At 65.3% G+C, this 20,364-nt stretch carries 23 protein-coding genes; 21 read left to right on the top strand and 2 right to left on the bottom strand.

Annotated features, from left to right (window positions below):
* Window positions 1-12: 12 nt before the first annotated feature.
* Window positions 13-858, top strand: a complete 846-nt coding sequence (map, locus tag DL891_RS11620) for a type I methionyl aminopeptidase (protein WP_111720608.1) — start codon at window positions 13-15, stop codon at window positions 856-858.
* Between the two features lie 13 nt (window positions 859-871).
* Here map and DL891_RS11625 read toward each other — a convergent pair whose 3' ends face one another.
* Complete coding sequence (locus tag DL891_RS11625; protein ID WP_157962486.1) at window positions 872-2,614, bottom strand: hypothetical protein; 1,743 nt, start codon at window positions 2,612-2,614, stop codon at window positions 872-874.
* A gap of 106 nt (window positions 2,615-2,720) precedes the next feature.
* On the opposite strand from DL891_RS11625, the gene DL891_RS11630 reads away from it, so the two are divergent.
* The 14 genes from DL891_RS11630 (at window position 2,721) to DL891_RS11695 (ending at window position 13,978) form a co-directional block, all read left to right on the top strand.
* Window positions 2,721-3,215 carry a MarR family winged helix-turn-helix transcriptional regulator gene (locus DL891_RS11630; RefSeq protein WP_111720610.1) on the top strand — a complete coding sequence of 165 codons (495 nt, stop codon included), beginning with the start codon at window positions 2,721-2,723 and terminating at the stop codon, window positions 3,213-3,215.
* On the top strand, window positions 3,212-4,462 hold the full coding sequence (locus tag DL891_RS11635) for an MFS transporter (RefSeq protein WP_111720611.1): 1,251 nt from the start codon (window positions 3,212-3,214) through the stop codon (window positions 4,460-4,462). Before DL891_RS11630 ends, DL891_RS11635 begins: the two co-directional genes overlap by 4 nt.
* A 235-nt stretch (window positions 4,463-4,697) precedes the next feature.
* On the top strand, window positions 4,698-4,919 hold the full coding sequence (gene infA, locus DL891_RS11640) for a translation initiation factor IF-1 (RefSeq protein WP_111720612.1): 222 nt from the start codon (window positions 4,698-4,700) through the stop codon (window positions 4,917-4,919).
* An 82-nt stretch (window positions 4,920-5,001) separates the two neighbouring features.
* Complete coding sequence (rpmJ, locus tag DL891_RS11645) at window positions 5,002-5,115, top strand: 50S ribosomal protein L36 (RefSeq protein WP_030148013.1); 114 nt, start codon at window positions 5,002-5,004, stop codon at window positions 5,113-5,115.
* Between the two features lie 176 nt (window positions 5,116-5,291).
* Window positions 5,292-5,666 carry a 30S ribosomal protein S13 gene (gene rpsM, locus DL891_RS11650; protein WP_111720613.1) on the top strand — a complete coding sequence of 125 codons (375 nt, stop codon included), beginning with the start codon at window positions 5,292-5,294 and terminating at the stop codon, window positions 5,664-5,666.
* Between the two features lie 43 nt (window positions 5,667-5,709).
* The gene (gene rpsK / locus DL891_RS11655) at window positions 5,710-6,108 is read left to right on the top strand and encodes a 30S ribosomal protein S11 (RefSeq protein WP_111720614.1); all 399 of its coding nucleotides are present in this window, start codon (window positions 5,710-5,712) and stop codon (window positions 6,106-6,108) included.
* Between the two features lie 178 nt (window positions 6,109-6,286).
* A complete protein-coding gene (locus tag DL891_RS11660) occupies window positions 6,287-7,276 on the top strand; it encodes a DNA-directed RNA polymerase subunit alpha (RefSeq protein ID WP_111720615.1) in 990 nt (329 codons plus the stop codon).
* A 53-nt stretch (window positions 7,277-7,329) separates the two neighbouring features.
* The gene (rplQ, locus tag DL891_RS11665; protein ID WP_111720616.1) at window positions 7,330-7,908 is read left to right on the top strand and encodes a 50S ribosomal protein L17; all 579 of its coding nucleotides are present in this window, start codon (window positions 7,330-7,332) and stop codon (window positions 7,906-7,908) included.
* Window positions 7,909-8,060: 152 nt separating this feature from the next.
* The gene (locus DL891_RS11670; protein WP_232819132.1) at window positions 8,061-9,065 is read left to right on the top strand and encodes a tRNA pseudouridine(38-40) synthase TruA; all 1,005 of its coding nucleotides are present in this window, start codon (window positions 8,061-8,063) and stop codon (window positions 9,063-9,065) included.
* Between the two features lie 381 nt (window positions 9,066-9,446).
* The gene (rplM, locus tag DL891_RS11675) at window positions 9,447-9,893 is read left to right on the top strand and encodes a 50S ribosomal protein L13 (RefSeq protein WP_111720617.1); all 447 of its coding nucleotides are present in this window, start codon (window positions 9,447-9,449) and stop codon (window positions 9,891-9,893) included.
* A gap of 38 nt (window positions 9,894-9,931) precedes the next feature.
* Window positions 9,932-10,417, top strand: a complete 486-nt coding sequence (gene rpsI, locus DL891_RS11680) for a 30S ribosomal protein S9 (RefSeq protein WP_111720618.1) — start codon at window positions 9,932-9,934, stop codon at window positions 10,415-10,417.
* 28 nt (window positions 10,418-10,445) lie between these two features.
* Window positions 10,446-11,807, top strand: coding sequence for a phosphoglucosamine mutase (gene glmM, locus DL891_RS11685; protein WP_111720619.1), 1,362 nt, complete (start codon window positions 10,446-10,448; stop codon window positions 11,805-11,807).
* Window positions 11,808-12,258: 451 nt separating this feature from the next.
* Window positions 12,259-12,717 (top strand): hypothetical protein, encoded by a 459-nt coding sequence (locus DL891_RS11690; protein ID WP_111720620.1) that lies wholly within the window; start codon window positions 12,259-12,261, stop codon window positions 12,715-12,717.
* Between the two features lie 52 nt (window positions 12,718-12,769).
* The gene (locus DL891_RS11695) at window positions 12,770-13,978 is read left to right on the top strand and encodes an alkaline phosphatase family protein (RefSeq protein ID WP_232819133.1); all 1,209 of its coding nucleotides are present in this window, start codon (window positions 12,770-12,772) and stop codon (window positions 13,976-13,978) included.
* A 32-nt stretch (window positions 13,979-14,010) separates the two neighbouring features.
* On the opposite strand, the gene coaA is transcribed toward DL891_RS11695, so the two are convergent.
* On the bottom strand, window positions 14,011-14,976 hold the full coding sequence (gene coaA / locus DL891_RS11700) for a type I pantothenate kinase (protein WP_111720621.1): 966 nt from the start codon (window positions 14,974-14,976) through the stop codon (window positions 14,011-14,013).
* A 42-nt stretch (window positions 14,977-15,018) separates the two neighbouring features.
* Between coaA and glmS the strand changes: the two genes are divergently transcribed.
* From glmS to rimI, 6 genes are read left to right on the top strand one after another with little or no spacing between them, the layout of a single operon-like run.
* Window positions 15,019-16,866: a glutamine--fructose-6-phosphate transaminase (isomerizing) gene (gene glmS / locus DL891_RS11705; RefSeq protein WP_111720622.1), complete on the top strand. Its 1,848-nt coding sequence runs from the start codon at window positions 15,019-15,021 to the stop codon at window positions 16,864-16,866.
* Window positions 16,867-16,882: 16 nt separating this feature from the next.
* Window positions 16,883-17,242, top strand: coding sequence for a holo-ACP synthase (locus tag DL891_RS11710; RefSeq protein ID WP_111720623.1), 360 nt, complete (start codon window positions 16,883-16,885; stop codon window positions 17,240-17,242).
* Entirely contained in the window at window positions 17,239-18,525 is a 1,287-nt protein-coding gene (gene alr, locus DL891_RS11715; RefSeq protein ID WP_111720624.1) for an alanine racemase, read from the top strand. The genes DL891_RS11710 and alr overlap by 4 nt, the downstream gene beginning before the upstream one ends.
* Window positions 18,522-19,241 carry a tRNA (adenosine(37)-N6)-threonylcarbamoyltransferase complex ATPase subunit type 1 TsaE gene (tsaE, locus tag DL891_RS11720; protein WP_368665632.1) on the top strand — a complete coding sequence of 240 codons (720 nt, stop codon included), beginning with the start codon at window positions 18,522-18,524 and terminating at the stop codon, window positions 19,239-19,241. Before alr ends, tsaE begins: the two co-directional genes overlap by 4 nt.
* Window positions 19,242-19,244: 3 nt before the next feature.
* Entirely contained in the window at window positions 19,245-19,868 is a 624-nt protein-coding gene (gene tsaB, locus DL891_RS11725; protein ID WP_111720625.1) for a tRNA (adenosine(37)-N6)-threonylcarbamoyltransferase complex dimerization subunit type 1 TsaB, read from the top strand.
* A complete protein-coding gene (gene rimI, locus DL891_RS11730; RefSeq protein WP_111720626.1) occupies window positions 19,868-20,362 on the top strand; it encodes a ribosomal protein S18-alanine N-acetyltransferase in 495 nt (164 codons plus the stop codon). Before tsaB ends, rimI begins: the two co-directional genes overlap by 1 nt.
* Window positions 20,363-20,364: the final 2 nt, after the last annotated feature.

Consider the following 20,364-nt stretch of genomic DNA (forward strand, 5'->3'; position numbering starts at 1 on the left):
GCCGGGTCAGACATGGGTTTTCGCCGTTCGATCTACAAGTCACCGGCCCAACTGAGGCTGATGGTCGCTCCGGGGCTGGCCACCGCTGCGTCCCTGGCCGCTGTGCGTGCCGCGATCAAGCCGGGTGTGACCACGCTCGAGCTCGACGAGATCGCAGAGCAGGCGATCCACGCCCACGGTGGCGTCTCCAACTTCAAGATGGTGCCCGGCTACCGAAACACGGTCTGTGCCTCGGTCAACGACGCGGTGGTGCACGGCATTCCGAACGACGTGCGGCTTGCCGCAGGTGACATCGTTTCGATCGACAGTGGTGCTGAGATCGACGGATGGAACGGCGACTCCGCCATCACCGTGGTGATTCCGGATCCGGCCAGACCGGAACTGGTTGCCGAACGCGAACGTCTGTCCGAAGTGACCCGCATGTCGCTGTGGCACGGGATCGCCCGGCTCGCCCGCGCCACGCACTTGAACGAGGTGGGCGAGGCCATCCAGGATTACGTCGAGGCGAACCCGCCTGCCGGCGGCGGAGAGTATGGCATCCTGACCGAATACATCGGGCACGGCATCGGCCGGAGCATGCACGAGGAGCCGCCGGTGTTCAACTACCGGGTGCGCCCGAAGGGGCCCGAGGTGAAGCCCGGTCTGGTAGTGGCGATCGAGCCGATGATCGTGGGCGGCACGACCGACACGTACGTCGGAGACGATGACTGGACGGTTTTCACCTCGGACAAGGCATCCGCCGCGCACTGGGAGCACTCGGTCGCCGTGCACAAAGACGGAATCTGGGTGCTGACGGCGCCCGACGGCGGTGCTGCCGACCTTGCACCGCTCGGCGTGGTTCCCGTACCAATCGCCTGATTCTTTCCTGCGATCACTGGTAGGTGATCAGGTTCGGCGTGGGGCGCACGCCGCTCATGGTCTCCTCGGGCGTGAGCATGGGGTGGTCCTCGTCGATGAAGTTCTTCCAACCCCAGAACGCCCCGGGTGGGGCATCCACGTGCAACGCCCGCCACGTCTCCTGCTTGGCCGGCTGGCTGCCCTGCCCGTCGGCGTGGATGACCGTGGCCAATTCGGGGCGGCTCATGTCGATGGTCGACCTGTCTTGAAGCATCTTCAGACTGAACTGGTGCAGGACGAAAAGCTTCTGGGGCAACTGGTTGTCCCGGGTCAGATCGGCCAGCCACTCGCTGACCTGGTCGACCTCGGCGGCGCTGACCTGCCCGATCTGCTTCAGCGGAACCTCTTTCGGCTTCAGCCGCCACTCGGGGTCGAGCGCCAGACCCACATTCGGCAACATCAACACCTTCTGGTACTGCTTGGCCTGGCTCAGAAAGTCGCTGCGGCCGGGCTGCAGGTCGACCACCACCGCGAACCCGGCATCGTCGGCCGCCTGGGCCCAGTGGAAGATCGTGTCAACATCCAATTCGTTCGAGTAATTGCCGTCACCCCCGGCCTGCGCCGCGGCGACCGTGGCGATGATCTCGAAAGCGGGCACCACCGTCGTGTCGGTCAATGCGCGGTACGGCGCAGCCATCGTCTCCGCCCGCTTCAACGACGCGGCGAGGTCCTGCTCGCCGAGTACGCCGAGCGCCGATGTCACGGGCGTGCCGTAAAGGCCGACCAGGGTGTGCCCGGGGAACCACTGGCCGCCGCCGCCGGGTAGTTGCCGCCCGGAAGACGCGACCTCGAACTTCCAGGGCAGCGCCATCCCCCCGGCCGCGTCAGCGGCAAACACATCGCCGATTGCGAGCAGGTGTGTCGCCCGGTCCTTGCGGACAGCGGTCATCACTGTTGCGGTCAGCAGCGGGTCGTCTGCTGTCGACACGTGCGCCTGGCCACCGGCCGCCCGGGCGGTGGCTTGGGCGGCGATCAGCGCCGGGGAGTCGTCGGAGACCGCGGTGAGCCCGGTCACGCCGGCGCCTCGTTGCCCGGGCCAGTCCTCGACGAACCCGTTTACAGCCTGGGGGATGGTGTCGAGTTGGTGCACCTCGCGCGCCTGCCCGGTGAGTTGCTTGGTCCAGTCAGCCGCCCAGGGGTGCGCGCGATCGTCGGCTGGATCGTTCGTGCCCACAGTGGCGACCTGCTCCACCTGCAATCGGTCCAACTCTGCGCGGAGGGCCGTGAACTCTGCCTCGGTGGAGTCGGCGTGCGCGGAGCTCTCGGCCGGGGGACTCGGCGCGGGGGAGGGAGTCATCGTCGGCTGCTGAGTCGGTTCGGGGCTGGCGGAAGAGTTTGCACCGGCCGTGGCAGCCGGGGGCGCGGGTCCGACGAGTACCGGCACCCCGAGGGCCACCGCGCCCACTGCGGCCAGTTCGGCGGCCTGGTCGTCACCGGCGGGCACCACGAACGCCACTGGTGCACTGCTGAACAGGGTTGCACTCACGGCGAGGGACGCAGTGATGGGGTCGGCCGAGTCCACGACGGTGACCTCGTCGGCAGGCAGCGCCACGCGTGCGGGAGTGGGAAGATCTGGGGCCGGGCTTGAGGAGGTGCCGGCGCCTGGTACTGGTGCGGCCACCGGGGCCCAATTGGTGCAGCCGGCGAGCGTGACGAGCACCGCAACGGCCAGTGCGCCGCGTGCCACCAAGCGATGAATGCGCAGGTTCCTCATCATCCCGCCACGATACGGGACCCGACTGGACGTCTACGGACACCCGCGGGAAGCGGGACGATTCGGCCGCGCAGTAGCGATACATAGCTCAGCTATGTATAATAATGTGATGACCGCAATACTCCACGAGCACCAGAAAATCGAAACCGAACACCTTCTTGCCGATCTCCTCGTAGCCGCAAACCGGCTCACGCGGGTGGCGGCCTCCGCCACCGGGGACTCGACGTCGCCTGCAATCTGGCGCACGCTCAGTGTTCTGGACAACCACGGGCCGATGCGGCTGGGGGAGTTGGCGACCGAGACACGCATCTCGCAGCCGACCGCGACCAAGATCGTGCAGAACCTCAACGAGCTCGAGTGGATCAAACGAATCCAGGACCCGCACGACGCCCGTGTGCGCACTCTGGCAGTCGCGCCCAAGGGAGCCCAGGCGCTGAAGGACTGGAAGCAGCGACTGGGGCACGCTCTCACACCGCTGTTCGGTGACCTCTCCACCGCCGAGTGGGGCCACGTGAAGGCGACCGTTGACCTGATCCGTCAGCGGGTGCGGATGAGTGAACAAGGAGAAACCACAATCGGAGACCGTTCGGAGCGCGGAGAATGAGCGGGCCGCGGGCCACAGCTGAGCCGGGCCGCTCATCTTCTGCGTCGATCCTGCATCAACCGAAAGCGGTCTGGGCGGTGGCGGCCGCCTCTGTCGTCGCGTTCATGGGGATCGGTCTCGTCGACCCGATCCTGCCGGCCATCGCCGAAAGCCTGAACGCCACCCCCACCCAGACCGAGTTGCTGTTCACCAGCTACCTGCTGGTCACCGGCGTGGCCATGTTCTTCACCAGTTGGCTCTCCAGCCGTATCGGCGCAAAGAAGACGCTGATGATCGGCCTGGCCCTGATCGTCTTGTTCGCGTTCGCGGCGGGGATGGCCCCGAGCGTCGAAGCGATCATCGGCTTTCGTGCCGGGTGGGGGCTCGGCAACGCGCTGTTCATCTCGACCGCCCTCGCGACCATCGTGGGTGCGGCCAGCGGCGGACGGGCAGAAGCCATCATTCTCTACGAGGCCGCGCTCGGCCTCGGCATCGCTGTCGGGCCGCTTCTCGGGGGCCTGCTCGGGTCGTGGGCCTGGCAGGGTCCGTTCTTCGGCACCGCGATCCTCATGGCCGTCGGCCTCATCGCGATCGCCGTATTCTTGAAAACTGACGGTGCGCGGCCCACGCCGACCGCCCTGACAGCCCCGCTCAAGGCGCTGCGCATCCCCGCATTGGGCGTGCTGGCGACCGCGGCCCTGTTCTACAACATCGGATTCTTCGTTCTTCTGGCCTACACCCCGTTCCCGCTCGGCCTGGATGCCATGGGGCTCGGATTCACCTTCTTCGGCTGGGGTGTCGGCCTTGCCGTCACCAGCGTCTTCGTGGCCCCTCTCCTGACCGCCCGGATGCCGGCACGCCGGGTGCTTGCACTGATGCTGCCACTTTTGGCAGCCGACCTCATAGCGGCGGGGCTCCTCATCAACTCGACCGTCGGGCTGATTATCTGCGTGATCTTCGGGGGACTCGTCCTCGGCGTTCTGAACACGGTCTTCACGGAGTCGGTGATGAGCTCCACCGACCTGCCCCACTCGGTCGCGTCCAGCGCCTACTCCGGAGTGCGCTTTCTGGGCGGGGCGATCGCGCCCCCGGCGGCAGCCCTCATCGCGGTGTGGCTTGCGCCGCAAGCGGCATACTACTTCGGGGCTGGGGCGGTCGTGGTGGCATTGATCGTCATCCTCGCCGGAAATCGCGTGCTCGCCCGCGTACAGATCGAACCAGAGGATGACTACGAGAAGGCCCAGATGCTGACCGCAGCTGATGCCTGATCGCGGCCGGGTTCCGAAGGATACGCCGGTTGTGGCGGCGTCAGCGGTGTCGCCGCCGGCGGGTTGGAGATTCACGTGGAGCCGGAGTTGGCAATCGGACGATTAATCCCATAAGATTGACCCTTGGTGTTTTGTGCACGTTTTCGTGCGCGCGAATCCCGCCCAATGGGCGCTTCTTCGGGCACCGACAATCCACGCATGACCAGCAGACAATACTAATAGCGACAGTGAGGCTATGGCCAAAAAAGACGGTGTCATCGAAATTGAGGGCGCAGTGGTCGAAGCTCTGCCCAACGCGATGTTTCGCGTTGAGCTGACTAACGGACACAGGGTTCTTGCCACCATTTCCGGCAAGATGCGTCAGCACTACATCCGAATCCTTCCGGAGGACCGGGTGATCGTGGAGCTGAGCCCTTACGACCTGACCCGTGGCCGGATCGTCTACCGCTACAAGTAACGACTGCTGCACAAGTAACGACCGGGCAGCCGCTTTCACGCGAGCCTGTGCCGGAACGACGACAGCGAAATAAGGACACACAATGAAGGTCAACCCCAGCGTCAAGCCGATCTGCGAGAAGTGCAAGGTCATCCGTCGCAACGGCCGCGTCATGGTCATCTGCGAGAACCCGCGTCACAAGCAGCGCCAGGGCTAGAAGCATCCGGCGCGCGCACGCACGGCGGTGTGCGCAACACAGATTCAACGAGAAGTACAACTAAAAATCGTGGCGTAAGAACGTGCTCGGCCTCAGGGCCGGGCGGGGGACACCACCGGAAGAGGCCGGTGCCAGCGTCACGACAGACCTCTGAAACAAAAACAGGAGAAGCCGCCATGGCACGTCTAGCAGGCGTAGACATTCCACGCGATAAGCGCGTGGAGGTCGCACTGACATATATCTACGGCGTCGGCCGCACGAGAGCCCTCAAGACTCTCGCCGACACCGGCATCAGCGGAGAAATCCGCGTCAAGGACCTGACCGATGACCAGCTCATCGCGCTCCGGGATCACATCGAAGGCAACTACAAGGTAGAGGGTGACCTTCGCCGTGAGGTTGCCGCCGACATTCGCCGCAAGGTCGAGATCGGCAGCTACCAGGGCATCCGTCACCGCCGTGGCCTGCCCGTACACGGGCAGCGCACCAAAACCAACGCTCGCACCCGCAAGGGCCCGAAGCGCACCGTAGCCGGCAAGAAGAAGGCCCGCTAGGCCAACGCCTAGCCGCCAACGCCTTTAGGATTCAGGAGAAATCATGGCAACACCAAAATCGGTCGCGCGCAAGCCTCGCCGTAAAGACAAGAAGAACGTGGCAGTGGGCCAGGCCCACATCAAGTCGACGTTCAACAACACCATCGTCACCATCACCGACCCCACCGGGGCTGTGCTCAGCTGGTCGTCCTCCGGGGTCGTCGGCTTCAAGGGTTCGCGCAAGTCGACCCCGTACGCCGCGCAGATGTCGGCTGAGGCCGCTGCCCGCCAGGCGCAGGAGCACGGTGTCAAGAAGGTCGACGTGTTCGTGAAGGGACCGGGTTCCGGTCGCGAAACCGCGATCCGCTCACTCCAGGCCGCGGGCCTCGAGGTCGGCAGCATCAACGACGTGACGCCGCAGGCGCACAACGGATGCCGCCCGCCGAAGCGTCGCCGCGTCTAAGTATCCGCTGACGGGCGCGACGAGGGCGCGAGACACACAGTCTCGCCCCACGCCGCGCCGGTCGCGCGGGACGGAGGCGACCTCGGGTCGCCGATGAATCCCGACACGCTCTTACACAACTCAATACCTCGCTCACGAAAATGTCATATAGCGGACATTTCGCCGAAAGGAATCAACAGTGCTCATTGCACAGCGCCCAACGCTCACCGAAGCCAACATCTCGGAGTACCGTTCACGGTTCACCATCGAACCGCTCGAGCCCGGCTTCGGCTATACGCTCGGTAACTCTCTTCGCCGCACACTCTTGTCCTCGATCCCGGGCGCCGCTGTCACCAGTGTGCGCATCGACGGGGTGTTGCACGAGTTCAGCGTCGTCCCCGGTGTGAAGGAAGACGTCACCGAGATCATCTTGAACATCAAGGGTCTCGTCGTCTCCAGCGAGCACGACGAACCGATCACCGCGTACCTGCGCAAGCAGGGGTCCGGCGAGGTCACCGCCGCCGACATCTCGGCTCCGGCGGGTGTGGAGATCCACAACCCGGAACTGGTCATCGCGACCCTGAACGACAAGGCCAAGTTCGAGCTTGAGCTGACCATCGAGCGCGGCCGTGGTTACGTCACCGCGACCCAGAACCGCCCGGAGATCTCCGAGGCTGGGCAGATTCCGATCGACTCGATCTACTCGCCCGTCCTCAAGGTCACCTACCGGGTCGAGGCGACTCGTGCCGGTGAGCGCACCGACTTCGACAGCCTCGTCGTCGATGTGGAGACCAAGCCGGCGATCAGCCCGCGCGACGCCATCGCGTCGGCCGGAAGCACGCTGGTTGAGCTGTTCGGCCTGGCGCGCGAACTGAACACGGCCGCTGAGGGCATCGAGATCGGCCCAGCGCCGGTGGATGTGGTGCTCAGCTCCGAGCTGTCCATGCCGATCGAGGATCTGGACCTTTCGGTTCGCAGCTACAACTGCCTCAAGCGCGAGGGCATCAACAACGTGAATGAACTGGTTGCCCTCTCGGAGACACAGCTCATGAACATCCGCAACTTCGGCCAGAAGTCGGTCGATGAAGTCAAGGACAAGCTCGTAGAGCTCGGCCTGTCGCTGAAGGATACGGTCACCGGTTTTGACGGTGCCCACTTCTACAGCGGCTACGACGACGAAACCGTCTGAGGCACGTCGCTCGCGACACGTCTTTCACTAATTGATTCTGGAGAATACCGAAAATGCCTACCCCAACCAAGGGCCCACGCCTCGGCGGTGGACCAGCGCATGAGCGCCTCATGCTCAACAACCTGGCCGCTGCCCTGTTCACCCACAAGAGCATCAAGACGACCGAGACCAGGGCCAAGCGCCTGCGTCCGGTCGCCGAGCGCATGATCACGTTCGCCAAGCGCGGCGACCTGCACGCACGTCGTCGCGTTGCGGGAATGATCAGCGACAAGTCGGTCGTGCACGAACTCTTCACCGAGATCGCGCCGCAGGTCGCCGACCGCCAGGGTGGTTACACGCGCATCACGAAGCTTGGCTTCCGCAAGGGCGACCAGGCCTCGATGGTGCAGATCGAACTCGTTCTCGAGCCGGTCACCCCCAAGGCCAAGTCTGCGAAGAAGGCCGCCCCGGCTGCCCCGGCGCCGGTCGTCGAAGAAGCTGCCGAGGACGTCGTGGCAGAAGATGCCGAGACCGAGACCAGCGCCGACGAGACCGCTGAGGTTCAGAACACCGAGGCCGCTGAGGCTCCCGCCGACGAGGCCACGCAGGAGGAGGCCACGCGGGACGAGGCCACGCAGGACGAGGCCAAGTAAGCAACGCGCTCAGTCGTAAGACTTGAAGACCCCGGGGCTCATCGAGCCCCGGGGTCTTCTGCGTGCTTCACCGCCACGCGCACCCGAGTGGCGTCGTTCTCGGCCGCTGGAGCAGGGCACGGGTGACAGGGGTGGGCAATAGGATTGCCGGTGTGATCGAAACGACGGCGGATGCGAACGTGACCCCGGGCACGCTTCGGTTCCGGTTGGACATCGCCTATGACGGCACCGACTTCCATGGGTGGGCTGTGCAACCTCGGCTCCGCACCGTGCAGGGCACCGTGGAGAGCGCTCTCGCCGAGATCTTTCGCCGATACCGGGTGCAACCGCGGTTGGTCGTCGCGGGACGCACCGATGCGGGCGTTCACGCCGCCGGTCAGGTCGCGCACCTGGATCTCGCGCCCGAGCTCGTGGCCTCGCTTCGGTCGAGCAACGCGCACCGCGCCCGGCGCAAAATCGCGCCGAGCGAGCCGACCAGCCCGGAAGGCAGCCGGGAAGTCAGCCCGGAAGACAATCTGGCAGACAATCTGGCAGAAGACTCCGTACGCAGTGGGGAGCATGCTCCTGCCCGGGTGATCCAGCGCCGCCTGCGGGGCATCCTGAGCGCCCACCGCGACATCGTCGTGACGGGGGTGACGCCGGCTCCTGCCGGGTTCGATGCTCGCTTCTCGGCCGTCTGGCGCCGATACCAGTACCGGGTCGCCGACACCGTGACCGCCTTCGATCCACTGCAACGCCATCGCACCGAGTGGTATCCGGCCGCACTCGATGTGCACGCGATGGATGCGGCGGCCAGCACGCTGCTCGGCCTGCACGACTTCGCCGCCTATTGTCGTCCGCGTGACGGGAGCACGACGATCCGCACGCTTCAGCACTATTCGTGGCACCGGGAACACGACGGCGTTCTCGTCGCGGACATCACGGCCGACGCGTTCTGTCACTCCATGGTGCGTGCGCTGGTCGGGGCCTGTGCTGCGGTGGGGGCGGGCCGGCTCGAGGTCGGCCAACTCGCGCGGCTCCGCGACCAGCGGGAGCGCACCAACGCGTTCCGCGTGATGGCCGCGCGCGGGCTGACCCTCATGGAGGTGGGGTATCCGCCCGATCACGAGCTCGGCATCCGTGCCCTGCAGACCCGCGCCCACCGCACCCTCGCCTGAACCGCGCACGTCGCCTCAACCGCTCGTGGCTTGACCGGTCGCCACTCGGCGCCAGGGGAAGGCGCTATGGGGAGACGCGCATCGCGCGCAAGGCATCCGAGCGAAAGATGCCCGCACGCCCCTAATCACTCAAAGTAAGCACCATCGCTCGACGAGGGGTCGAGGGCCGCCGGGCCGTAACTCGAAGCTGGCGACAACCGGCGAGTTGACCCACGGCGACCGGGTGATCTAGGATAGGGCGTTGGTGTGTGCGCTGAATCCATGGCGTGCCCACTCGAAGTTGAGCCCTCCACTGCAATCGTCTCATCGGGTCTCCGATGAGCACGTGCCCGGAGCGGGATTCACGAACACCTCATTTCGACACAAGAAAGCAGCACTACTGTGACGCGCACTTATTCCCCCAAAGCCGACGAGATCCAGCGTGACTGGGTCGTCATCGACGCCACCGACATCATCCTGGGCCGGCTGGCCAGCCAGGCAGCGATCCTGCTGCGTGGCAAGCACAAGCCGACCTTCGTCCCACACCTGGACTCGGGTGACTTCGTCATCATCATCAACGCCGAGAAGGTGGCCCTGACCGGCGCCAAGCTCGAGCAGAAGCGTGCCTACCGCCACTCCGGTTACCCGGGAGGCCTGCGCTCCACCACCTATGCCGAGCTTCTGGAGAAGAACCCGGTGCGCGCGGTGGAGAAGGCGGTGCGCGGAATGCTGCCGAAGAACAGCATCGGCCGTGACCAGCTGACGAAGCTCAAGGTGTACGTAGGAGCAGAGCACCCGCACGCCGCTCAACAGCCCAAGCCGTTCACCCTCACCCAGGTCGCGCAGTAGCGCTCGACCGCAGACTTTAGACAAAGGACTCACACATCGTGGCGAAGATCGCAGATTCCATCGAAGCGGCACCAGAGAGCTTCACAACCGAAACCCCGGAGGCCCAGGCCCCCAAGGCGCCCCGCGCCGTGCTCAGCGTGTCCGGCGGCGCCGTCGGCCGGCGCAAGCAGGCCATCGCGCAGGTGCGTATCGCACCCGGCTCGGGCAGCATCACCATCAACGGCCGCGAGTTCGCGAATTACTTCCCGAACAAACTGCACCAGCAGCTGGTCACCGACCCGTTCAAGGTGCTCGACCTGTTGGGCAGCTACGACGTGATCGCGAAGATCACCGGTGGTGGCCCCTCGGGTCAGGCCGGTGCGTTGCGCCTGGGCATCGCCCGTGCGCTGAACGTCGTCGACGAGGAGAACAACCGCGCCACCCTGAAGAAGGCCGGCTTCCTCTCGCGCGACGCGCGCATCAAGGAGCGCAAGAAGGCCGGCCTCAAGAAGGCTCGTAAGGCGCCGCAGTTCTCCAAGCGCTGATCCGGCTTCGGCTCTAGTCGTTCAGATCATGCCTCGTCTTTTCGGAACCGATGGTGTTCGTGGGCTGGCCAACAGGGATCTCACTGTTGGCCTCGCCCTCGAACTGGCCCAGGCCAGCGCCACAGTGTTCGACCAGGGTCACCGGGCGGACGCCCGCCGTCGCGCGGGCCGCCGTGCGGTGGCCGTGGTAGCACGGGATCCCCGTGTTTCTGGCGAGTTCATCGCTGCTGCGATGGCTGCTGGGTTCGCAAGCTCCGGGTTCGACGTACTCGATGCTGGTGTCATCCCGACTCCGGCCGCTGCATTTCTGATCGCAGACATCGACGCCGATTTCGGCGTGATGGTGTCTGCCTCACACAATCCGGCGCCCGACAACGGGATCAAGTTCTTCGCCTCGGGGGGCACCAAACTTCCCGATGAGGTGGAAGACCGGATCGAGGCGGCACTCGCCTGGGAAAAGCTGACGCCGGTTGGCGCTGGGGTGGGCCGGATCATCCGCTTCGCCGATGCCGAAGACCGCTACGTGGTGCACCTGCTCGGTACCCTCCCCGCCCGGCTCGACGGAATCCATGTCGTTCTCGACTGCGCGAACGGAGCCGCCGCGGGAGTATCCCCCGAGGTCTTCACGAACGCCGGAGCGACGGTCACCGTGATCGGTGCCGACCCCGACGGTATGAACATCAACGACGGTGTCGGCTCGACGCATCTTGACAACCTCGCGAAGGCCGTACTCGAGCACGGTGCCGACGTGGGGATCGCCCACGACGGCGACGCCGATCGTTGCCTCGCGGTCGACCATGAGGGAAACATCGTCGACGGCGATCAGATCATGGCGATCCTGGCCATCTCGATGAAGGATCGCGGCCTGCTCGCCCAGAACACCCTCGTCACCACGGTGATGAGCAACCTGGGTCTGCGTCGCGCCATGGCCGACAACGGCATCGACGTCGTCGAGACGCGGGTGGGTGACCGCTACGTGCTCGAGGCGCTGAACGAGCGCGGCTTGAACCTCGGTGGCGAGCAGTCGGGCCACGTGATCATGGCCGACCACGCCACCACGGGTGACGGCATCCTGACCGGGTTGCATCTGTTGGCCGAGATGGCACGCAGCGGCAAGTCGCTGGCCGAGCTGGCCGGCGTGATGACCGTGTTCCCGCAGACCATGGTCAATGTGCGCGACGTCGACCATCACAGTTTCGCCCGCGATGAGGTTCTGGCCCAAGCCGTCTGCGACGTTGAGGCCCACCTGGGCGACAGCGGGCGCGTGCTGCTTCGCGCCTCCGGCACCGAACCGATGGTGCGGGTGATGGTGGAAGCCGCCGACCAGCTGACCGCCGACCGCCTCGCCCACGAACTGGCAGGTGTCGTTCGCGAGCGTCTCGGCGGCTGAACCTCCGCTGTGGATTCCGTGGTTACTCGGTCATCGGCCTAGCCGCAGCGCACGCCGGGAAAACACGCCGGCCGCAACGTTTCCGTTGAGACCGGCGTCGGGCGAACCTCGTTATTGCTACTTGTAGACCCTCACCCAGTCGACGTGCATCGACGCCGGCGTTGTTTTCTTGCCGCTGGGGAATCCGTCAAGCTGCAGTGTCTGGTGCAACCTCGGCAGTTCGATCGCTGGTGCGCCCGTCGACGAGTACAACCTCGTAGCCGGCGTTATCACTGCCGTTTCGATTGCGCCTGTCAGGGCGAACGGGGCAACCCGTGGCGGGAGGGGCCGCTTGCGAATCACAGGAATTGGGCAGAAACTGAATCGTAAGCGTTTTCCGCCGCGACCTTGGGTGCCGACCCGAGCATCTCGAGTGCTCGTCGAATCGAAAACACCAGATCGGCGGTAATTGATGTCGGATGGAGATCATCGTGACTGCCCGTGGTTCATCAACGTGCTTGGCGCGTGGCAGCTGAGCCGTGACGGAAGTAGGCACACAGTTGGCGCACGCCAGCAGAACCTGATCGCGGCTCTCGCAGTGCATGGCAACCGGTCGCGGGCGTATCTGGCCGGACTCTTCTGGCCGGACCAAACGCAAGAACACGCATCCGGGAGCCTGCGCTCCTGCATCTGGCAGGTCACGCACCAATTTCCCGGTCTGCTGGCTGAAGCCCACGACCCGGTGGGGCTCGCCCGCGGGGTGCGTGTCGACCTTGACGCGGTGGGGGAGTGCCTGAACGACATCGAGCAAGGTGATGCGAACGCGTTCAAGGACGCACGCCCACAGGCGCATCGCGTGGCGGCCGTTTTCGCTGCTGCGGGTGTCGCGCTCGAAGATGGTGGGCCCGAAGTGCAAATCGCGCCCAGGTGAGTGGGTTCGTGCCCAGAGCAACGCCGCCTCAGGTCGAGCGAAAGTAAAAGCCATGCGAAAAATGTTCAGGGTGTTCGCCGCCGTTGCGGCCCTCGCTTCGGCGGTCGCCCTCGCCAGTTGTGCTACGTCGTCCCCGCTCGCCCCGACGCTCGCCTCCCCCATACCGACGGCACCCGCGCCCGGGACCTCGCCGGCGGCATCCGCCTCGGGCATTCATCACGTGTTCGTGATCGTGTTGGAGAACGCCCCGTATGCCGAATCGTACGGTCTTCATTCCAAATATCGTTATCTCGCGCAGACGCTGCGCCCTCAAGGCACCCTGCTCAGCCAGTATTACGCGACCGCTCACTACAGCCTCGGTAACTACCTGGCAATTATCGGCGGGGTGGCCCCGAACAAGGAAATCCAGCTCGACTGCGGCAATTATCAGGCCATGGTTAACCCGACAAACGCCGCCGACGGGCAGGTGAGTGCCCGGAGCGGCTGCATCTTCCCGGAGCAAACGCCGACCCTGGCCGGCCAACTCACCGCGGCGAACCTGAGCTGGAAGGGATATATGGAGGACATGGGCAATGTCAGCGGTCGCGAGCAGGGCACCTGCGGGGTGCCGTCACTTGGGAACGCATCCGCCGATTTGACACAGAAGGCGGTTGCCGGTGACGCCTACGCCGCCCGACACAATCCGTTTCTCTACTTTGACTCGGTGGTGAACAGCCCCACGTGTATCACCAATGTGGTGCCGCTGAGCCAACTGACGAAAGACCTCGGCTCGATCGAATCGACACCCAACTTCTCCTTCATCTCACCAAGCCTGTGCAATGACGGCCACGACGACAGCTGCCAGGGGCAACCGGCTGGCCCGGCGGCTGAAGACGCGTGGCTCAAGACCTGGGTGACGCAGATCACCCAGTCGGCCGCGTTTCGAACTGACGGCGCCCTGATCATCGTCAACGACGAGGCCTCCGGCGATTCCAGCGCGTGCTGCAGCGAGCCGTCGGGCCCGAATATCGCCTATCCCGGAGGCACGGATGCCGCGTTGATGCAGGCGGCTGGCGGTGGCAAGGGCGGCGGGCGGACCGGTGCGCTCGTTCTGTCACCGTTCGTGGTGCCTGGGGCCGTGAGCGCAGTGCCGTACAACCATTACTCGTTGCTGCGCACCGTCGAGGACATCTTTGGGGTCAGCCACCTCGGCTACGCCGGGCAACCGGAATTGCACCCGTTCGGCACCGACGTGTGGACGGCCGCGGCACACATCGGCTGACAGGCCAGCATCGGCCGGCTGGCCTGGCGCGCCTAGAGTTTGCGCAACAGCACCTTCGACACGGTGTGCTTGCTGCCCTTTCGGAGCACCAGCGTCGCGCGGCTGCGAGTGGGGCGGATGTTCGCGAGCAGGTTCGGTTCGTTGGTGCGTTTCCAGATGCTGTGCGCCTTCTCCCTGGCCTCGACCTCGGTCAGGTCCGCGTACCGGTGAAAGAATGACAACGGGTCGGCGAACGCTCCGCGCTGCAGCCTGAGAAAACGCTCTTCGTACCAGCGTTCGATGTCTGCGGTGCGAGCGTCAACGTAGATGGTGAAATCGAAGAGGTCGCTGACCGCCAACCCGGAACCAGAAACCGGCGGCTGCAACACGTTCAAGCCCTCCACGATCAGCACATCGGGCTGCCGCACAATGATCTCCCGGCCGGGCACGATGTCGTAACTCAGGTGCGAGTAATAGGGTGCACGTACTTCGGCCGCGCCACTCTTCACCTCGCTGACGAAACGCAGCAGCGCCTTCCTGTTGTACGACTCGGGGAAGCCCTTGCGCTCCATCAGCCCCCGCATCTCCAGCTCTGCGTTGGGGAACAGGAAACCGTCTGTCGTGACCAGTTCCACCTGGGGTGTGTGTGGCCAGCGTCCCAGCAGTTCCCGCATGAGCCGCGCGATGGTGGATTTGCCCACCGCAACCGAACCGGCGATGCCGATCACGAACGGGGTGCGCTCGGCGCGCTCACCGAGAAAATCGCTGGTCGCCCGGTGCAACTGGGCGGCGCTCGCAGAATACAGCCCGATCAGTCGGCTGAGCGGAAGGTAGACCTCGCTGACCTCGGCCAGGTCGAGTGGGTCACCCAGTCCGCGCAGTTGCACAAGCTCGGCCTCCGTGAGCGGAGTCGGATGGGAGTTCGCGTTGGCCATCTCGGCCCAGTCGGGCCGGGCGATCTCGATGAACGGCGTTGGGTGTCCACTGCCCTGTGACTTCGTAGCTTGCCGGTCGGCCATAAGGATCAATGCTAGGGGATGGGTACCGCTAAAATTGAACCCATGTGTGGAATCGTCGGATACGTAGGATCGCGTGGAGCCCAAGATAATTTGCTCGGGGGCCTGCGGCGCCTGGAATACCGGGGCTACGACTCGGCGGGCATCGCAGTCATCGACGAACACGGAACGCTCGACATCCGTAAGAAATCGGGCAAGTTGCGTGTTCTTCTCGAGGACCTGGCGGCGCATCCGATGGCCGACGGGGCGACCGGCATCGGGCACACCCGCTGGGCGACCCATGGGGGCCCGACAGATGCGAACGCGCACCCGCACCTCGGCGACGACGGAAAGCTTGCCCTGATCCACAACGGGATCATCGAGAACTTTTTTGCGCTGAAAGACGAACTGGTGGCCGAAGGCTATGAGTTCAGCTCGGATACCGACAGCGAGGTGGCTGCGGTGTTGCTCGGCCGCGAGTACCGTGCCACCGGCGACCTCGTCGAGGCCTTCGGTCGCGTGGTCGGGCGGTTGAACGGTGCCTTCACCCTGCTGGCCATTCACCAGGAACAGCCGGGACTGGTGGTCGGCGCCCGTCGCAACTCGCCGCTGGTGGTGGGGCTCGGAAACGGAGAGAACTTCCTCGGCTCCGATGTGGCGGCGTTCATCGAGCACACCCGCCGTGCCGTCGCAGTCGGCCACGACCAGATCGTGGCGATCACCGCCGACGGAATATCGATCACCGACTTTTCGGGGGCAATGGTCCCCGTTGAGGAGTTCGAGGTGGCCTGGGACGCCGAGGCGGCCGACAAGGGCGGCTGGTCGTCGTTCATGGCCAAGGAGATCTCGGAGCAGCCCGAAGCCGTGGCGAACACGCTTGCCGGTCGGATCACGGCCGGCCGGGTCGATCTGACGGAGCTGGCTGGGATAGCCGACGTGCTCAGGAGCATCACCCGCATCGTCATTGTCGCCTGCGGCACCGCCGCCTATTCGGGCATGGTCGCGAAGTACGCAATCGAGAAGTGGGCGAAACTGCCGGTTGAAGTGGAACTCAGCCACGAGTTCCGGTATCGGGAACCGGTCCTCGATTCCTCAGTACTGGTCATATCGGTCAGCCAGTCGGGCGAGACCATGGACACGCTGATGGCCGTCAAGTACGCCGCCGAGGCCGGTGCGCACACTCTTTCGGTGTGCAACACCCAGGGGGCCACCATCCCCCGGGAATCATCGGCCGTGCTGTACACGCGGGCGGGGCCGGAGGTCGCTGTCGCCTCCACCAAGGCGTTCGTCGCCCAGGTCGCTGCCCTGTATCTGTTCGGGCTGCACCTGGCCGCGTTGCGCGGCACGCTGGGCGACGCCGAGCAGGCCGAGGGCGCGGCCGGTCTGCAGGCGATCCCCGAGAAGCTGACCGAAGTCCTGCTCGAGGGCGAGCGAATCGAGCAGCTGGCGCACTGGATGGCCGACACTCGGGCAGTGCTGTTCCTCGGCCGCCACGTCGGCTACCCGGTGGCGTTGGAGGGGGCGCTCAAACTCAAAGAGCTCGCCTACATCCACGCTGAAGGTTTCGCCGCTGGAGAACTCAAGCACGGGCCGATTGCGTTGATCGAACCGGGCCAGCCCGTCTTCGTGATCGTACCGAGCCCGCTCGGCTCTGAATTGATCCATTCGAAGGTCGTCTCGAACATTCAAGAGATCCGCGCCAGGGGCGCCCGAGTGATCGCCATCGCCGCGGCCGGTGATGTGTCGGTGTTGCCGTTCGCCGATGAAGTGATCAGGGTTCCGCTGGCAGAGCCCCTGTTCGAGCCGTTGTTGAGCGTGGTGCCATTGCAGATGTTCGCGATGCGCCTGGCCGAGGCGAAGGGACTCGATGTCGATCAACCCCGAAACCTTGCCAAGTCGGTTACGGTCGAATGAGCACAGGGGCTGACGAGTGATTGTGGGGGTGGGCGTGGATCTGGTCGATATTGCACGGTTCGAACGTGCGGTGCGACGTACGCCGGCCCTGATCCCGCGACTGTTCGCTCCTGGCGAACGAGAGTTGCCAGCCCATTCCCTGGCGGCACGATTTGCCGCCAAAGAGGCATTGGTCAAAGCCGTCGGCCATTCCACCGGGTTCGGGTGGCAAGACATGGAGGTCGTTTCCGACGCGGAGGGCAACCCGTCCTTCCGCATCGGCGGAGGCCTGGCAACATTGGCCGATCGCCTGGGCATTCGTAGTTTTCACCTGTCCATGACGCACGACGCCGGCGTCGCCTGCGCGTTCGTCGTGGCCGAGAGGAGCGCAGCATGACCCCGCTTGAGGTAGCAGCCGGCACAACGACAGACTCAGCCGCCACAGACACGAGCACGGCAGGCAGGGCGGGGGCCGACGCTGTGGATACAAGCGCGTTGGAGGCAGGCTCTGTGAAATCGCGCACGTTTGCTGACGACGGTGTCGGCGCGTTCCGTGAAGCGGTGATCGACCTGGACGCGATCACCGGCAATGTGAAGCACCTCCGGTCGATCGCCGGCACACCCCACACGATGGCGGTGTTGAAGGCGGATGCGTACGGTCACGGAATGGTCGAGGTGGCGCGAGCAGCGCTGGCCGGTGGTGCGGATTGGCTGGGAGTGGCTGACCTCAATGAGGCACACATTCTGCGTCAGGCGGGTCTGCGTGCGCCAATTCTCGCCTGGCTGCACGACCCGGCCGACGACTTCATCCGCGCGATCAACGACGACATCGACCTCGGAATCTCCTCACTGGCGCAGTTGGGGACCGCAGCGGCGGCCGCACGCTCTCTGGGTTCGACGGCGAGCGTGCACTTCAAGGTCGACACCGGTCTCAGCCGAAACGGAATGCCGGAGGAGAAGTGGAAGCAGGTTTTCGAAGCGGCTCAGGAACTCGCGGAGGAAGGCGTCATTCACGTGCGTGGCATCTTCACGCATCTCTCGCTCACCTCGGTCCAGGACGACCTGGATGCGGTCGAGGTGTTCCGTCGGGCGCAGCGTGCTGCGGCCGAGGCTGGAATCGAACCCGAACTCGTGCATGCGGCGGCCACAGGCGCAACGTTGCGCACGCCCGAGGCACGATTCAACATGGTGCGACTGGGTATCGGCATCTACGGGGTGAGCCCGTTCGGGGAACAGTCCGCCCACGAGTTCGGCCTGACGCAGGCAATGACCCTGCGCGGTCGTGTCGCCGGAGTGAAGAGGGTTTCGGCCGACACCGGCATCTCCTACGGGTACCGGTATCGCACCACGAAGGAGACAACGCTCGCGCTGGTTCCTCTGGGCTATGCAGACGGAGTCTCCAGGCAACTGTCGAACGCAGGAGAGGTTCTGATCAACGGCGAGCGGTTCACCATCAGTGGCACCGTGGCGATGGACCAGTTCGTGGTCGACGTGGGGGACAAGGGCGTCGAAGTCGGTGATCCGGTGGTGCTGTTCGGTGACCCGACCACGGGCGCACCGAGCGCCGACGACTGGGCGACGACTGCTGGCACCATCGGCTATGAGATCGTCACCCGCATCGGTGCCAGGGTGGTGCGCCGATATGTCGGGGGCGAAGCGCCCATAGACCCTGACGCGTGACGGCACGAGCCGACATGGTGCTGGACAGTGACGAGCAGGACAATGATGAGCAGCACACCGTCGGGCCGGAAAACGACCAGCAGAACTGCGAGGCGCGGGTCACCGATGTGCAGGTCAGCGATGTGCAGGTCGGCGCGGTGCGGGTAGAAACTCCGGAGGCTATGGCTGAATTCGGGGTACAGCTCGCCGGCCACTTGCGCGCGGGCGACCTCGTCGTGCTGAGCGGGCCGCTGGGAGCCGGCAAGACAACCCTGGTTCGAGGGATCGGGGAGGGGCTGGGAGTGCGCGGGCCGGTGACCAGCCCGACCTTCGTGCTGGCGCGTACACATCCTTCGCTGGTGGGAGGTGCGCCTCTGGTGCACGTGGACGCCTATCGGCTCGGCAGCGCTGTGGAGCTCGACGATCTTGACATCGACTTCGCCGGTTCGGTCGTTGTGGTCGAGTGGGGGGCCGGAATGCTCGACGGGGTCGCTGAATCCTGGTTGGACGTGAGGATCGAGCGGCCGGTTGGGGCAACCGTGGCCCCAGGGGTTGCGGCCTCGGTGTCCTCCGACGACGATGCTGATACCACTGATGCTCATCCTGGTGCTGGTGCTGGTGCTGGTGCTGATGCTGATGACGATTTCGGCGAGGAGCCCGTCGAACCTCGCACGGTGACGATGATCGCGGTCGGGCCGCGCTGGGCGGGCGTCGACCCTGCCGGCGACTACGCTTGAGAGGTGCTGCTCGCTCTCGACACCTCCGCCGGAACCAGTGTCGCCATCGTCGACGCTGGTGGCGGCATCCGTGCCGAACGCTCGACCGACGACACCATGCGCCATGCCGAAGTCATCGGTGGGTTTCTCTCTGACGCGTTGGACGAAGCCGGTGTGCGGCCCACAGAGCTCACTGCCATCGCCGTGGGTATGGGCCCAGGCCCGTTCACCGGGTTGCGGGTGGGCATCGCAGCGGCGCGTGTGTTCGCCCTCGGGGCGGGCGTCCGGCTTCTGCCCGTGATCAGCCACGACGCCATCGCTCTCGATCGGTACGAAGCCGGGTTCGCAGGGAGGATGCTCCTGGTCACCGATGCGCGACGGCGTGAGCTGTACTGGTCCCGGTACGACGGGCTCGACGAGCGTGGCGTGCCCCGGCGGCTTGACGGGCCCGGGCTGGCCAAGCCCGATGCTCTGCCAGCGACCGAAGGCGACTCGGCCGAGCGGGTGGATGCCCACCGGGTTCCGGCCGGGGCACTCGGAATTCTCGCTCAGCGCATGCGTCAGCATGACGTTCCGTTCGCCGCCGACGAGCCGCTCTACCTGCGGTCTCCCGATGTGACGCTCTCAACCCGCAAGCGGGTGAGCTGATGGTCTGGCAGTTGCGACGGGCGAACGCCGCCGACCTCGATTCGATCATGGCAATCGAGACCACGGTCTTCAGCCGTGATGCCTGGTCGCCGGAAATGATGCGGGCCGAACTCGCCTTCGCCGACAGTTACTATTTGGTCGCTTTCAACCCGGCCACCCCAGAGCAGATCGACGCCTACGCCGGACTGCGGTGTCTCGCGGGCTCCGCTGAAGGCGATGTGCAGACGATCGCCGTGGCCGAGCGTGCTCGCCGTCACGGCCTGGGGCGCACGCTGGTGATCAGCCTCGTCAACGAGGCCCGGCGGCGGGGCGCCCGGGAGATCTTCCTGGAGGTGCGGGTCGACAACGAGCCCGCAAAGCACCTCTATCGAGAGCTCGGCTTCGAAGTGCTCGGAGTGCGGCCCGGCTATTACCAACCCGAGAACGTGGATGCCGAGGTGATGCGACTGACCGTTCCAGATCCGGTCACAGCGCCGGCGGTCGGTCAGGAGTGAAC

The sequence above is a fragment of the Homoserinimonas sp. OAct 916 genome, from assembly GCF_003260275.1.
GTDB lineage: Bacteria > Actinomycetota > Actinomycetes > Actinomycetales > Microbacteriaceae > OACT-916.

Bases quoted from the DNA above. Each gene is read 5' to 3' on its own strand.
- rpmJ (WP_030148013.1), top strand. From the start codon at position 5,002: ATGAAGGTCAACCCCAGCGTCAAGCCGATCTGCGAGAAGTGCAAGGTC.
- DL891_RS11625 (WP_157962486.1), bottom strand. From the start codon at position 2,614: ATGATGAGGAACCTGCGCATTCATCGCTTGGTGGCACGCGGCGCACTG.
- map (WP_111720608.1), top strand. From the start codon at position 13: ATGGGTTTTCGCCGTTCGATCTACAAGTCACCGGCCCAACTGAGGCTG.
- DL891_RS11690 (WP_111720620.1), top strand. From the start codon at position 12,259: ATGTCGGATGGAGATCATCGTGACTGCCCGTGGTTCATCAACGTGCTT.
- rpsM (WP_111720613.1), top strand. From the start codon at position 5,292: ATGGCACGTCTAGCAGGCGTAGACATTCCACGCGATAAGCGCGTGGAG.
- rimI (WP_111720626.1), top strand. From the start codon at position 19,868: ATGGTCTGGCAGTTGCGACGGGCGAACGCCGCCGACCTCGATTCGATC.
- alr (WP_111720624.1), top strand. From the start codon at position 17,239: ATGACCCCGCTTGAGGTAGCAGCCGGCACAACGACAGACTCAGCCGCC.
- infA (WP_111720612.1), top strand. From the start codon at position 4,698: ATGGCCAAAAAAGACGGTGTCATCGAAATTGAGGGCGCAGTGGTCGAA.
- coaA (WP_111720621.1), bottom strand. From the start codon at position 14,976: ATGGCCGACCGGCAAGCTACGAAGTCACAGGGCAGTGGACACCCAACG.
- DL891_RS11635 (WP_111720611.1), top strand. From the start codon at position 3,212: ATGAGCGGGCCGCGGGCCACAGCTGAGCCGGGCCGCTCATCTTCTGCG.
- glmS (WP_111720622.1), top strand. From the start codon at position 15,019: ATGTGTGGAATCGTCGGATACGTAGGATCGCGTGGAGCCCAAGATAAT.
- glmM (WP_111720619.1), top strand. From the start codon at position 10,446: ATGCCTCGTCTTTTCGGAACCGATGGTGTTCGTGGGCTGGCCAACAGG.
- rplQ (WP_111720616.1), top strand. From the start codon at position 7,330: ATGCCTACCCCAACCAAGGGCCCACGCCTCGGCGGTGGACCAGCGCAT.
- DL891_RS11695 (WP_232819133.1), top strand. From the start codon at position 12,770: ATGCGAAAAATGTTCAGGGTGTTCGCCGCCGTTGCGGCCCTCGCTTCG.
- rpsK (WP_111720614.1), top strand. From the start codon at position 5,710: ATGGCAACACCAAAATCGGTCGCGCGCAAGCCTCGCCGTAAAGACAAG.
- DL891_RS11630 (WP_111720610.1), top strand. From the start codon at position 2,721: ATGACCGCAATACTCCACGAGCACCAGAAAATCGAAACCGAACACCTT.